Genomic DNA, 13,961 nt, shown 5'->3' with positions numbered 1-13,961 from the left:
TCCGAGTTATGGTTTATGCGAAAAACGCATATACGGCCTCAGCCACATATGCGTTCTCCAGCGTTCAAATCTCAAAGGCATCTTGAATTATCAGCAATTTAGTTCGAGGTCAGGCAAGCCATGACTCCGGAAAATCGGGCTAAATGGCAATTATTCAAGATACCCTTGTTCTTGTCGCCACTGTCAAAGTTTATTTGAGCAGCTCCTCAACAATAGCAGGCACCTTGCTGACAGCCTCATCAAGCTTGTCCGGCATGCTACCGCCGGCTTGGGCCATGTCTGGTCGACCACCGCCTTTGCCGCCAACAATAACAGCGACTTTGTTAACAATATCACCAGCCTTTATCCTGCCTGTCAAATCTTTGCTCACTACAGCAAGCAAGGCTGCTTTTCCACCAAATTCTCCACCAAGCACTGCAATACCGGTCTGCATTTTATCTCTGATTTTATCACCAATTTCGCGCAGTGTTTTTGGAGAATCCAATTTCACAGTACAGGCAACAACCTGCACCCCGTTTACCTCTACCGCCCCCGCAAGGAGTTGATCAAGGTTGGAAAGGGTCATTTTGGCAGTGATCGCCGCAAGCTCCTTTTCCAGCGCTTTGTGCCTTTTTTGTAAATTGACCACCTTTTCAGCAGCTCTCTCCAGTGGGCTCCCCACGGTCTTGCACAGTTCCGTTGCGTCCTGTTCAAATTTGTGGAGCCATTCCATGGCCTGCCTGCCGGTAACAGCCTCTATACGACGTACTCCTGCAGCAATCCCTGTTTCATGAATCACTTTAAACAGGCCGACATCGCCGGTTGCACCGGCATGGGTACCCCCACAAAGTTCTTTGCTAAAATCACCGATGGTTATCACCCGGACATCATCACCATATTTTTCACCAAAGAGTGCTGTCGCACCAGCTTCAATTGCTTCTTCCCGGTCTAGAATTGCCGAAGACACAGGAATATTCTGCCGAATTTTGGCATTAACTATTTTCTCTATTTTCACAATTTCTTCAGGGGAGACCGGAGAAAAATGGGTAAAATCAAAACGCAACCGGTTACTGTCTACCAATGAACCGGCCTGCTTGACATGCTCACCCAAGACCTGCTTCAAAGCGGCATGCAAGAGATGTGTGGATGTATGGTTCGAGGCAATTTCTGCGCGACGCTCAGCAACCTGGAGATTAACCTGCTGCCCCTGCTCAAGCGTTCCTTCAACGACCTCACCATGATGAAGAATAATCCCCTCTACTGGTGAGAGTGTTTGGGTCACCTCAAAACGACCTCCCGGCCAGGATATTTCGCCTTGATCGCCAACCTGCCCCCCTGATTCCGCATAAAACGGTGTCTGCCGGCAAAATACCTGTAAACGCTCGCCCGCTTTTCCGCTTTGCACCAACGCACCGGATTGATCAATGATTCCCTCAACCACAGAATCGCTGTTGGTGGAAAAATAACCTGTAAACTCGGCAGTCTTTTCCTGATTGACCAGATGTAGCACACCTTGGTCAAGATGGTCCACATCGCTGCCCTTCCAGGACTTACGTGATTGCTCACGTTGCTGCTCCATGGCCAGGGCAAACCCAGGTTCATCAAAGGCGACGCCCCTTTCTATCGCGGCATCACGGACGATATCGACAGGGAAGCCATAGGTGTCATACAGCTTAAAAATGAATGTACCATCAATAATGGCCGATTCTCCCGACTCTGCTTGTAATCTCTGTATTTCTTCATCAAGCTTCTGCAGCCCTCTGTCAAGAGTCAAGCCAAAACGCTGCTCTTCGTTGGCTACCACTTTGGCCAGCAAGTCTCTAGTATCATCCAGATGTGGATACGCGTCGACCATTGTCTCTGTGACAAGCGCACAAACTCCAGGAAAAAACGATTCCAACCCCAGGGCCCTGCCATAGCGAATGGCTCGACGCATAATTCGACGCAGAACATATCCCCGCCCTTCATTGGAAGGCAACACGCCGTCCCCTACAAGAAAAGTGGTCGCTCTGGCATGATCTGCAATTACACGAAGGGACACATCGTCACTTTTATTGTCGTGATATTTTTTTCCTGCCAGCTCGGCGATATAATCAATAATCGGGGTAAATAGGTCGCAATCAAAATTATTGTATTTGCCTTGTAAAACAGCTGCTACCCGCTCAAGCCCCATGCCGGTATCAATGGACGGGTGTGGCAACGGTGTCATTTTACCGTTCTCGTCTCTGTAAAACTGCATAAAAACCAAGTTCCACAACTCCAGAAAGCGGTCACAATCACACCCTAGTTTGCAGTCAGCACGACCACAACCAGCTTCCACTCCTTGGTCTATATGAATTTCAGAGCAAGGACCACACGGCCCGGTATCCCCCATGGCCCAGAAGTTCTCTTCTTCTCCCATGCGGACGATTCTTCCCGGTGGCAACTCTTTGACCTGTTTCCATAATTCATCTGCTTCATCATCGTCATCATAGATGGAAACCCATAACTTCTGTGGATCCAAACCAAGCTCAACCGTCAAAAACTCCCAGGCATAGGCAATGGCTTCCTTCTTGAAATAATCACCAAAAGAAAAGTTACCCAGCATTTCAAAAAAGGTATGGTGACGGGCCGTATATCCTACATTTTCAAGATCATTATGCTTGCCTCCGGCTCTAACACTTGCCTGGGCTGTGGTCGCACGAGTGTATGGTCGATGCTCTTCACCCATAAACACTTTTTTGAACTGCACCATTCCGGAGTTAACAAAGAGAAGGGTAGGATCATCATGGGGCACCAAAGAAGAAGATTTCACCCTGGTGTGTCCGTGTCGTTCAAAATACTCAAGAAAACGTTTTCTAATTTCTTTACCGGTCATCTTTGCAAATATGTTTTGTGTTAATGGGTATTCAAGATATACAATCTTAAAATCAAAGGTAACTCTTCAGCAGCACCCCAACTCTTCACGATCAGCTCGCCCAGCATACCGATGTATCGAAGTCGGGGCTTACCTGCTAAATCGGTCAGCTTGTGAACATTTGGAGCACTGCTGATCAATTACAGTTGGGCTAGCTTGACAGCTTTTAGCTCTTCGCAGAACAGTTACGAATCAAAATACATTATGTCTGCAGATTACTGACGATGGCGACAAAAGTCCAGGCGCTAACCAGAATTTCTCATGAGCATTTTGTCATTTCCCGAAAAGATATGTGATTTCAGATTGATGCTATTAAAATAAATCAGATATAAAATGAATAAAATGCTCACCAAAGGTCAGTCCATGCGGTACCAATAAGCGACGATTCGAAAACATACCACCATGCGCCTACGCTCAACATAAACCAATAGTGTGCAATTGAGCAACATTGATACAATATCGCGAGAAATAAGGGCTAATCATATACATCAACGACGACAATGCAAATAAAAAAACCATCGCGCACAAGGCGAACTACACTTTTCAGTACTTCATCTCCACCTCAACCCTTGCTTGTCCCCAAAAGCCACCCTCAAAAAAGTCGTTCTTCGCCCTTATTGCGTCCCAACTGACGTACATCTTCCAAAGTCTGCACGCCCATACTCTTTAATTTCTTAGCCAGGAAAAGAAAAAGATAAGCGGTCTGCAATGCATCCTCCAGGGCATCATGGGGCTTAAAACGGGGCAATTTAAATTCTGCTGTTAAATCATCGAGTACAAGGGATCCAGGGTTCCCCGCAAAACGAACGCCTCTTTTTCCGGCAAGCTCTTTGTAGAGACGAGCCATGGTCATGGTATCAACGCAAGGATTGGACAGGATCCCGCCAAGATTTTTCCTGATTGCAAGGTTTAAAAAATGAAGATCAAGGCTAATACAATGCCCCACCAAGAGTGCTCCACTGCAATACTCAACAAACCGGGGTAAAACCTCCTCTATACCTGGAGCCTTCCGGAGCTGCTCAGGAGTGATGCGATGGACAAATGTCGCTTGATTTGCATCTAGTTTGACGGGACGAACCAAAGTGTGAAAGGTACTGGAAAGTTCAATCTGTAACCTGGAGATACGAACGGCACCAATGGAAATAATTTCATCTTTACGCTTATGCAGGCCGGTTAATTCCGTATCACACACCACATAATCATAATCAGGTAAAGGAAGGCGAAAATCAAGCCGCTTAAACTGCTCCTCATTGCGCACAAGGAGTGGATCTGGTTTCCTCAACCAGCTAAAAAAAGAGCGCATCCCCTATCGTTGCCTTTTATGAATACCCTTAACCAGGGACTGCAACAGATCATTTAATTCGCCAACCAGCTCAAACCCATCCCGTAACATTTTCCTCTCCAGTTCAGTAAGTTTTCCAAGCGCAATAAAGCTATCCGGCAGAGAGCCGACTTCATACTGATGCAGTTGATGGATAAGTTGTATATGCATCTGGATTTCGCAAGCCTCCTGAATCCGACCGGCCAATTCGCCGTCAAGGCGACCTTCCTTTGCAAGGATTGCAAGCCGGGCAAGGGTGTTCGTTTCCCTAATACCATAATGAAGAGCCAAAATTCGTGCAAAGTGAATATAAGGCGCCAATCCCTTTTCTTTTATATCAAAAAGGCTTTCCTGCTTGCCGTCCTCCTCAACAATAACATCTCTAAAAACAGCGAGCGGAGTTCTCCAGGTGGTACAATCATTGACAGCGCTGATTAAATATCCATTATACTTTCGGGCATCCTTAACTATCTTGGCGCGTATCTCTTCAAAAAGGGGTTTATGACCGTACCCAAGCCGAATGTCAAAAAATGCCCCTTTCTCAACCACACCTGCAAAAGGCTCCCCCTTAAGCCAAGTAGTATACTGATCCTTCCAGACACGTAATGGCCGGCACCACCGGGAATCGCTTGCAATAATGTGCTCTTCAGCTACAGGATACCCGCAATTTACCAGATGGTTTATCGTTCTTTTGCTCAACTCCTTAAAATATACGGCTGCTGCCCTTTGCTGGTAATCATCTTCGGGGTCGGCATATACCAGTGCGTTCTCCTGACCAGTCTTAAACGTTAACTCCTTTCGCCCCTCACAGCCCAGCAACAACCAACAATAAGGGACCGGAGCACGACCTAACTCCAATTCCACTAAGCGTAAGAGCTGTGCGAGCACCCGGTCATTTAAAAGCGCTACCATCTGGGCAATATTACCAGCTTTCGCCCCTTCATTTATGAGGTTTCGAACAACACCCGGGATTTTCTGGGCCAAGGAATATAAGGCTGGATAGGAACACTGGGTGCTGATTTCTTTAAACAACATATAGGGAGAATTCCCTTGGAGCAACATGACATCATGAGAGGTAATTATCCCTGTAATTTTCCCGTTGTCCTCCACAGCCAAATGATGAATCCCGGAGGACATCATTTTTATCAGCGCATCAAAACAAACGGCCTGGGAACTGATAGCGGCTACCGGAGATGTCATGATTTTTCTTACCGGCATTGCCATCTCCATCCCCGCAGCAACAACCTTGTTACGAAGATCTTTGTCCGTAATAATACCGACAATATTATCCTCGTCATTCTCATAGAGTAACAGCGAGCCAACACTGAAACGCATCATCATTTTGGCTGCATCCTGCACCGACGCCCCCACAGGTATCCTACGCAGGGTACGCCCTATGATATCCTCGACTTTGATGGAAAAAAGGTACAGATCTTCGTCTCCACGTCTGGCGACCCTATGTTTCCGCAATTCTGTATACGCGGTGGACACAACTTTCTCGGAAAAACTTTTTAAATAATACTGGGCAAAGCCCGGCTGCGAAGTAATCAAGTCCAGAAAAATGTCTCGTGGCAACAAAAAACAAAAGGTATCTTCCACTGTTTCCACATTCATATTGGCCACAGTGCCTCGTATTATACCAAGAGCCCCTATGTATTCGCCTTCACCGCGGTAATCTTTCAGCGTAGTTTGCCCTTCCTCGTCGGTCAAAAACGATTTCACTCCACCTTGTTGGATCAGATAAAGAAATCGGACTTCACTTTCCCCCATGGTAAGCAGCCATGTTCCTTTGGGAAAAAAGTCGACTCGTACATGCCGGGCAACATCTTGTAAAAGTTGCAAGTCGAGCTCCTTAAACGGCATGATATTGCCAAGAAAATCGACAATCACATCAGGTGCTGAAGGCACCTGCCCATTACTTGCCATATGCCCCTTATCCATAATGACTGTACCTATTTAATAGAGCCTCATGGCTACAAAAAGTCCAAAAAAAAACAGGCAGGACACCGGAGCGTCCTGCCTCAATATACGTCATTTCATTGCCGGTTGCACGTAGCCGGTGGCATCTAAATCAAACTGCTCCTCTTTTACGATTAGCCCAGTTTTTTCTTACCGTCAACGAGCTGATCGACCACAGATGGATCGGCAAGGGTTGAAGTGTCGCCAAAATCTTTAAAATCGTTGGCTGCTATTTTACGCAAAATACGTCGCATAATCTTTCCGGATCGGGTCTTCGGCAAACCTGGGGCCCACTGGATGGCCTCAGGGGTAGCAATGGGTCCGATTTCAGCACGTACATGGCTGCGTAGCTCTGCAAGCAGTTCATCACTTTCTTCAGCCCACGACATCAGGGTAACATAGGCAAAAATTGCCTGCCCCTTGATGGGATGAGGCATACCAACAGCAGCAGCCTCAGCTACAGCCTCATGGGACACCAAGGCTGATTCGATCTCGGCTGTACCCAGCCTGTGACCACTTACATTGATAACGTCATCAAGGCGCCCCATGATCCAAAAATAACCATCTTCGTCACATCGAGCTCCGTCTTCTGGGTCATAAATTCCTTCATACCGGCTAAAATAAGTTTTTTTATACCGTTGGGGATCACCAAAAACGCCACGAAGCATACCAGGCCAAGGCTGGCGAATAACAAGGTGTCCACCCTCATTGGGTGCAGCCTCCTTCCCTTCCTCATTAAAAATTGCCGCATCAATACCTGGTAAAGGGTAACTTGCGGATCCCGGCTTCAGCGGGGTTGCATACGGCAGTGGCGAAATCATGATCCCGCCGGTTTCGGTCTGCCACCAGGTGTCAACAATGGGTAGTTTTCCCTTACCCACGTTCACATGGTACCACATCCATGCTTCCGGGTTAATTGGCTCACCAACAGATCCGAGGATACGCAGACTAGACATATCATAACGCTGGGTATACTCAATGCCGTCACGCATAAGCGCGCGAATGGCGGTTGGGGCAGTGTAAAAAATATTGACTTTAAATTTTTCAACTATCTTCCAGAAACGATCAGGAGCCGGATAGCTTGGAACGCCTTCAAACATAACAGTCGTTGCCCCAAGACCAAGCGGACCATAAAGAATATAACTGTGACCGGTAATCCAGCCGACATCTGCTGTGCACCAGTAGACATCGTCGTCCTTGAGATCAAATACCCATTGACTGGTGTGCATGGCATAGGTCAAATAGCCGCCGGTGGTATGGACAACACCTTTGGGTTTACCGGTAGAACCTGAAGTATAGAGAATAAATAACAGATCCTCAGCATCCATAGATTCGGGTTCACAGTACGATGCAATATCAGACTCTTCAACCTCTTCATGCCACCAGCAATCACGCCCTTTCTGCATGGCTACATCTGTCCCGGCCCGATCAACAACGATACAGCTTTCAACGCAGTCACATTCCTCCATGGCTTGATCAGCATTTGCTTTCAGGGGGATCGCCTTACCCCCGCGAAGTACGGCATCTGCAGTCAGCAGAACCTTGGCCTCACAATCATTGATTCGACTCTGCAAAGCAATCGCAGAAAAACCTGCAAACACAACAGAATGCACAGCACCAAGTCGGGTACATGCCAACAGAGAAATAGCCAGTTCCGGAATCATCGGCATATAGATGGCAACCCGGTCCCCCTTTTTGACCCCTTTTTTCTTGAGTACATTAGCAAACCGACACACTTCGGTGTGGAGCATCTGATAAGTGTAGACCTTTACGTCTTCTTCCGGTTCTCCCTGCCAGATGATAGCGGCTTTATTGCGGCGACCATCCTCAAGATGGCGGTCCAGACAATTGTAGGAAACATTGAGTTTTCCCCCCTGAAACCACTTGACTTCGGGAACAGTCAAATCGTATTCCAGGACCTTGTCCCATTTCTTATCCCAGGTGACGAGTTCATCGGCACGTTCACTCCAAAACCCTTCCGGGTCATCCATAGATCGCTGATAAATCTCCTTGTATTGATCAAGGGATTTTATCCACGCCTCATCACGACCTTCCTGGGGTGGCTCAAAGGTATTCCCCTCACTCAGCAAACTCGTAATCTTATCTTCCATCTCTTTTGCACTCATAGGCCCCCCTTGGACTATTATTTAAGCATGGATTGCAGACACCACACCTAGTAGGAAAGCCTAGTCAAACATGCTTTCCTTTTACTCTTCATTATCATGTATAGGTTGTTGGGTAAAAATAGAGAAAAACAGAACGTTATCAAATACCTCTCTCTTCTGAAAACATAGTAGTAGGATTAATAATACCTTATTCCTTTGTCAAGATATAACAAAATAATCCCACCTCGGCCCCCAGAGGCATCTGTTTTTACGCAACCGGGGATAGTATACTGCGCTCAAAACAAACAAGCGCTATATTACTAAAAAAAACAGACTGTTAATAAGTTTTCCGCTACAAGTTTCATAACAGGGCTGCAAACTAAATTGGTCCATTGTTCATACCAATTTACAGCTATTGCTTTTTTCTGATACCATCCTTCATTATCGTTGATGACACGTCTTCCCACATGAAAAAAGCTTTCGTTACCCAATAAATCTGACCATCTACATGAAAAACGAACATATTTCTTGACAAGCAGCAGGTAACTATCCAATAATTTTCCTATACAGATATTTTTCAGTCATAGACTGTGCAATCAACAACAAACGGATCTAATAGCTGTCGCTGTTATCCAATCAATAGCTCTTGTCCATTTCACATCAACACTCTCTGCTCTTTTAGCAAGCGGGAGACTACTGCTGGAGAATTTGCCGCACATGCCTACACCTCCAATGCCGACCTCTCCAAGCACCCGTCTACATCGAGAGCCAATGGGCTGATAAACATGCGCAAGGACGTAACTCGCCTCCATAACCACATTGCTGATCACAAGAGAACAGAACTGATAAAAAGAGTATACGATCCCTCTCATAAGGCCCGCTCTTTCCAAAAAACGACGATCTCTACTCGACGATAAGAATGTCCCCCACAACATTCCTGATCCAATGCCCGATCACTCATCCTCGCAAGATAACATGTATTTTTTTGTTACTCACTGTCCTCAGTATCTTGCTTTTTCTTTCGCATACCCAACAATCAACAACGGCTTTATTGGCCAAGGGACCTCCATGGACAAAAATGCTCCATGCCGAGCAACCAATGGCTGCTCAAGAAATACTAACGGTTGGTATTTTTCCGAATTCTGAGGAAGCAGGCATCTTTACCCCTGCAGCGTTTTCATTGTTCATTACCCTTGACCAAACTCTTCAGTCTTTTGCGAGGGTGACCAGCACCTCGCCACAGATCCTTGCCAACGACTACCTCGCTCCGGGCAACATAGACCTCGCTACCCCAGGTGACCTCGGGGCGGTTACCCTTACTCCCTTTCTGAATGCTACACTTGATGTCCCCCAACTCACAGAGGCAACAGTTCAACAGGCGCTGCAATCCCCCTTGCTGAACAACATATTTATCTCCCAGGACGAAAAAGCAATAGCCCTACGACTCCCATGCCTGATAAGCGGCAAAACCCAAGAAATACAACAACAGCTGCAACACGCTGCCATAAACCAAGATCCCCAAGCTGTTCAGCTGCTCTTTTCCGGGTTGTCGTTTGCTAGAGAAAATTTTTTCAGAGAAATGGAAAAGAACACGCTCCCGCTCATGTGCGCCAGCCTAGCACTTATTGTTGCCGTTTCACTCTTAACCGTTTTCGCTTCCGGATACAGCTGCATATTTATCCTTCCGGTGGCCTGTTCCACTTCGCTCACCCTGGCCTTGCAAACCTTGGTACAGTTGCCGGCCGGCCTTTTTAGTTTCACCCCTCCGCTGATTGCAGCGTGCACCTCCCTCCTCTTCTCCATTTGGCTCGCTGCCACTCTTAACAGCAGATTGCCGGAGAAAGAAAAACACCCCTCGTTTATAGCCCGGGAAATGAAAATCCTCCTACCACAGCTTTGGCTCACGTCCCTTGCCTCGGCGGGGGCCCTGCTTTGTTTGTGTTTTTCCTCTCTGGCCACGGTTCGCTTTCTGGGGTTTTTCGGAGCTATTTCCATTTTACTTGCTTTTATCAGCAGCGTAATGGCAGTTCCAGCCACATTTATATTACTGCCCCCCTCCTGGAGATCGGTAAATAAAAATCAAAACAAAATAAGCAAAGGGTTGGCTGTCCTGGCCAAGCATACAACCCAAAGTGCTCTCCCAGGGAAGCTGGCATATATCTGCGCCAACCACTGTTCGCTCACAGTGGCAGCCCATATTTTTTTTCTCGTCCTGGGGATGACAGGCATCATGCTGGTAACAATTAATGCGACCCCTGTACAGTGGTATGCAAAAAAACATTGGATCCAAACAGCAAACCAAAAAATCATTCAACACTTTGCCGGGGTCGACCAGCTCAACCTTGTATTTTCGGCCAATGTTGTTGCTACACGCTCTATTAATGAAGCGCGGCAATGGCTGACCACTACGCTGAAAAATACCTTTGACGACGCACCGTCATTTTACACCTCGCTTGAAAAAGATATTGAACAAACCGTTGACCACCTGCATTCAACCACTGAATTCTCAAGCAGACTCACCAGTCTTTGGCGCCGGAAAATGAATGCTCTCCACGTGGAAGATGACGTACAGATTAACCACTGGTCAATAGCCTTGGATACCCTTGCCCAACTGGATAACGAAAAACAGACTTTTCTCAAGCCGGCTGTGCTTGCTTATTTGGCAGACTTACAACAGTTTCTGGAACAATTACCTGAGATAGGCAAGACCCTTTCTGTTGTGGATATAGTGGAATCAATGCACCAGGCCTTATTTGAAGGTGCCTCTGAGTACAAACGAATACCTACGACCATAGGCAGCGTTGACCAGACCCTTGCTGCTTTTAAAGAGAAACGGCCGACACCGCATCTTGCACGCTTTATAACTGCCGATGCAACCACAACAACGCTTACTCTTTATCTGAAAAATTCGTCAGCACGTTCCATAGAAGCAATCGTCCAAGCAACTGCGTCCTATTTCAAAACCACTCCCCCTCCTGTTCCATTGGACTATTTTTGGGCAGGATCAGCCTACGGTTTTAAAATATGGAATGAAAAAACGGTATTGTCTCTGATTCTCTGGTCCACAGTGGGGCTGATAACCGGCTGTCTCATATTTTCCTTTGCACGACGCTCATTGACGTGCGGCCTTGCTCTCCTGGCCGTCATTGGCTACCCGCTCATCTGTGCTTACGGGATATGCGGATTAATCGGAATGCGTTTGGCCACCGTTACCATGGCAGCCATCACCATATTGTTCCCTGTCTCGTTCTGCCTAACCTCCATAATGCTGCACTCAGCCGGCAAAAAAGTAAAAGAATATGGCTGTTGTCAAGACAACCTCCAGGAACAGTTAACAGCAACGTATTTCCCGGTCATATGGAGTGTGGCAGCTGTAATTTCTGGAGCTACCCCGGCTCTTTTTTCTGCTTATTACTCATTGCAAACAACGGCATTCATGACTATTTCATTTATGTTTATGCAGGGGATTACATTTTTTACGCTGCTTCCCCTTCTGTTTAATCTGTTGGAATCAAGATTATTTAAAAAAGAACTGCCGGCCCTTGATGAAGCAAAAGAACAAGCAGCAGTAACTGCAGACTGGAAAGACAGCATGGATGAGACAACGGCACATCTGTCGCTGCCCGCAGACACAGCAGCCGTTTCTGAACTGAAAGACGTTTTTGCGCCTCAAAAAAATACTGACACTACATAATGTTTTTTTGCTCACACTTTTTCAAAGGAGTGTAGATTATGGTAATTAATGACTGGATTCATGTCATGGCAGGTTTTTTCATTCTCATCAGTCTCGCACTGGGAGTGTGGGTAAGCAGCTACTGGCTTTTCTTTACCGCCTTTGTGGGCGCAAATCTGTTTCAATTTGGATTTACCGGATTTTGCCCCATGGCCATCATTCTCAAACGCCTTGGCGTCCCTGAACAAAAATGAAACTGGAAAAAAATATGACTCAAAAAGAAATGCACGACCTCGTTATTGTCGGTGGAGGACCGGGTGGTCTAACGGCTGGTATTTACGCCCAGCGTGCGGCACTGAAAACCGTGCTGATTGAAAAAGGATTACCTGGTGGCCAGATGGCATCGACTGATACCGTGGAAAACTGGCCTGGGATTAAAAATATCACCGGCCAGGAACTGGCTGAAAACTTTCTCACTCATGCCAAATCGTATGATCTTGATATTATTCAAGAAGAAGTTACCGCTATAGAGCCGGGCCTGGATTATCATACCGTTCGCCTTGCCAATGGCGACGTATACCCTGCGCATACCGTCATCATTGCCGTTGGCGGCAGTCCGAAAAAACTCAACATCCCGGGTGAAGATGAATACTACGGCAAAGGTGTTTCTTACTGTGCGGTTTGCGACGGTTTTTTCTTCCGCAACAAGACCGTAGTTGTTGTGGGTGGTGGTGATTCTGCAACCGAAGAAGCACTCTATTTAGCGAAGCTCGCCAAAAAAGTCTACCTGGTTCACCGCAGAGATGAACTGCGTGCAGGAATGATTCTGCAGAAGCGGATAAAGGCAGAGCCGAAAATAGATATACTGTGGAATAGCATTGTAACAAAAATAAACGCAGACGACACAGGCGTTTCGGAGGTGGAACTGCAAAACACCCTCACCAACGAAGAGAGTCGTTTAGCAACAGACGGCATTTTTATTTTTGTTGGCTTTGATCCTAACAACCAGCTGATTCCTGCTGGAACGCCAATGGATGCTGATGGCTTTGTCATGACCGACTGCAAGGGCGAAACAACCATGCCCGGCATTTATGTGATTGGAGATTTACGACAAAAATACGCAAAACAAATCGTCGTTGCCTCAGGAGAAGGTGCCACGGCAGCTCTGGCAGCCGCCCACTTTGTGGAAGCCAAAAAAGGCAGTCAGCACTAAAAAAAACGGGTCTTCTACCGCATGTTTAGAACTCACGCCGACCAGGCGCACTCAAAAGGCGCTTCTGGTCGGCAGAGCCGACCCATAATACATATGCCGGTGTTTTCTACCCAACAGTCTCACCTTTTTGGAATTCAACAATTTTATTTTTGAGCTGCTGGGTTAAGTTTTTAAAGTCGTCTTTGCGTAAAATTTCCTGAAACTGTTCAAGATAGTTACGGATCAGACTGACGCCCTCCACTACCACATCATAGACTTTCCACTGCTCGCCACGTAGCAGCATAATATAAGAAACCGGTATTTTTCTTTCCCCATCGACCAACACCGTCTGCACCTGGGCTCGCTTTCCCCTGATCCTCTGCTTGCCATATTCAACCTTTTGGTTAGTGTAATTTTCCATTTGACTTACATAGGCATATTTCAATAGCTCGGTAAACAATTCTACAAATTGCTCCTGCTCCTCAGGTGAGATTTCCTTCCAATGCCTACCCAGTACTCGCTTTGACATCTCTCTAAAATCAAACCCCTCTTGTGCCACCGCCATAATACGATCAACTTTACTTTCAGCCGCCCCATCATCCCCTGGATCGCTCAACACCTGTATAATTTGAGCGACAAAAGGCCGTAACTGTTCTGTCGGATCCGGGAGTGCCAGTGCGTTATCATATGCCCCGCTCCACATACACCCCGCTACAACTATCACTACTGCCATGAGCCTTTTCTTCATAACAATCCTTCTCTTTTACTCCATCTCAGACAATTGTTTTTTCGCCCAATCTTGTTTTTATGCCAATAAATTATCATCCAAGGTAAAC

General features: G+C 46.7%; 9 protein-coding genes. 3 read left to right on the top strand and 6 right to left on the bottom strand.

Going from position 1 to position 13,961, the window contains the following annotated elements; translation table 11 throughout:
- Window positions 1-190: 190 nt before the first annotated feature.
- From alaS to ACHZCY_RS21885, 5 genes are all read right to left on the bottom strand, one after another.
- The gene (alaS, locus tag ACHZCY_RS21905; RefSeq protein WP_205221183.1) at window positions 191-2,836 is read right to left on the bottom strand and encodes an alanine--tRNA ligase; all 2,646 of its coding nucleotides are present in this window, start codon (window positions 2,834-2,836) and stop codon (window positions 191-193) included.
- Between the two features lie 631 nt (window positions 2,837-3,467).
- Window positions 3,468-4,178, bottom strand: a complete 711-nt coding sequence (locus ACHZCY_RS21900; protein ID WP_319550411.1) for a 3'-5' exonuclease — start codon at window positions 4,176-4,178, stop codon at window positions 3,468-3,470.
- A gap of 3 nt (window positions 4,179-4,181) precedes the next feature.
- Window positions 4,182-6,137: a DUF294 nucleotidyltransferase-like domain-containing protein gene (locus ACHZCY_RS21895; protein WP_319550410.1), complete on the bottom strand. Its 1,956-nt coding sequence runs from the start codon at window positions 6,135-6,137 to the stop codon at window positions 4,182-4,184.
- 152 nt (window positions 6,138-6,289) lie between these two features.
- Window positions 6,290-8,281, bottom strand: coding sequence for an acetate--CoA ligase (gene acs, locus ACHZCY_RS21890; protein ID WP_319550409.1), 1,992 nt, complete (start codon window positions 8,279-8,281; stop codon window positions 6,290-6,292).
- Between the two features lie 575 nt (window positions 8,282-8,856).
- The gene (locus tag ACHZCY_RS21885; protein WP_319550408.1) at window positions 8,857-9,132 is read right to left on the bottom strand and encodes a hypothetical protein; all 276 of its coding nucleotides are present in this window, start codon (window positions 9,130-9,132) and stop codon (window positions 8,857-8,859) included.
- Window positions 9,133-9,179: 47 nt separating this feature from the next.
- On the opposite strand from ACHZCY_RS21885, the gene ACHZCY_RS21880 reads away from it, so the two are divergent.
- The 3 genes from ACHZCY_RS21880 to trxB are packed head-to-tail and all read left to right on the top strand — an operon-like array spanning window position 9,180 to window position 13,146.
- Complete coding sequence (locus ACHZCY_RS21880) at window positions 9,180-11,954, top strand: MMPL family transporter (protein WP_319550407.1); 2,775 nt, start codon at window positions 9,180-9,182, stop codon at window positions 11,952-11,954.
- Window positions 11,955-11,992: 38 nt separating this feature from the next.
- Window positions 11,993-12,187 (top strand): YgaP family membrane protein, encoded by a 195-nt coding sequence (locus ACHZCY_RS21875; protein ID WP_205221188.1) that lies wholly within the window; start codon window positions 11,993-11,995, stop codon window positions 12,185-12,187.
- A 14-nt stretch (window positions 12,188-12,201) separates the two neighbouring features.
- Complete coding sequence (trxB, locus tag ACHZCY_RS21870; RefSeq protein ID WP_205221189.1) at window positions 12,202-13,146, top strand: thioredoxin-disulfide reductase; 945 nt, start codon at window positions 12,202-12,204, stop codon at window positions 13,144-13,146.
- A 106-nt stretch (window positions 13,147-13,252) separates the two neighbouring features.
- On the opposite strand, the gene ACHZCY_RS21865 is transcribed toward trxB, so the two are convergent.
- Window positions 13,253-13,873, bottom strand: a complete 621-nt coding sequence (locus ACHZCY_RS21865; protein WP_319550406.1) for an MlaC/ttg2D family ABC transporter substrate-binding protein — start codon at window positions 13,871-13,873, stop codon at window positions 13,253-13,255.
- Between the last annotated feature and the right edge of the window lie 88 nt (window positions 13,874-13,961).

The organism is Desulfogranum marinum, from assembly GCF_963675105.2.
GTDB classification, from domain to species: domain Bacteria; phylum Desulfobacterota; class Desulfobulbia; order Desulfobulbales; family Desulfobulbaceae; genus Desulfogranum; species Desulfogranum marinum.
The sequence above is the reverse complement of the archived record's forward strand: the minus strand, read 5'-3'. Positions and strand labels throughout refer to the sequence as shown.